The 553-nt window shown below is 43.2% G+C and carries 1 protein-coding gene; it reads left to right on the top strand.

Features of this window, described 5'->3' with window-relative positions; translation table 11 throughout:
• Positions 1–146 precede the first annotated feature (146 nt).
• The coding region (locus ACOEN1_RS13485) for a hypothetical protein (protein WP_422487409.1) at positions 147–553 on the top strand (407 nt) is incomplete at its 3' end.

Genomic DNA, 553 nt, shown 5'->3' with positions numbered 1-553 from the left:
AACGGTGAAACTTCTGCGAGCTTTGATATTCCAACGGACCTTTTGGCAGATACCTATTACTACTACTGCGTCTTAAGTTCTAGTGGTGCAGAAAATGTGACGACCACAGTGGCTACTGTTGTTGTTTCTTAATGGGAGGGTTGATCATGGCAGATGAAAAATTAAAGGTTGATGAGGCAGCAGAAGAACGAAGCACCACCATTGATATTGGCGGCACAGAGTTTAAGATGATTCTTACCACCAAAGCGACAAAGGAAATTGCCAAGCGCTATGGTGGTCTTGAGAATTTGGGTGATAAGCTCATGAAAACCGAGAACTTTGAAATGGCACTTGAAGAGGTGGTGTGGCTTATCACCCTTCTGGCAAACCAATCTATCCTGATCCACAATATTAGGAACAAGGATGATAAAAAAGAACTTCTCACAGAAGATGAAGTGGAGCTTCTTACCACTCCCTTTGACCTGGCTAATTACAAGAATGCCATCATGGCCAGTATGATGAAAGGTACAAAAAGGAATGTGGAGAGTGACGACTCAAAAAACGAGGTGGTCGG

It is taken from the genome of Gudongella sp. DL1XJH-153 (assembly GCF_049310905.1).
Taxonomy (GTDB): domain Bacteria; phylum Bacillota; class Clostridia; order Tissierellales; family Tissierellaceae; genus Gudongella.
Note: the sequence above shows the minus strand (reverse complement) of the source record. Positions and strands in the feature narration are given on the sequence as shown.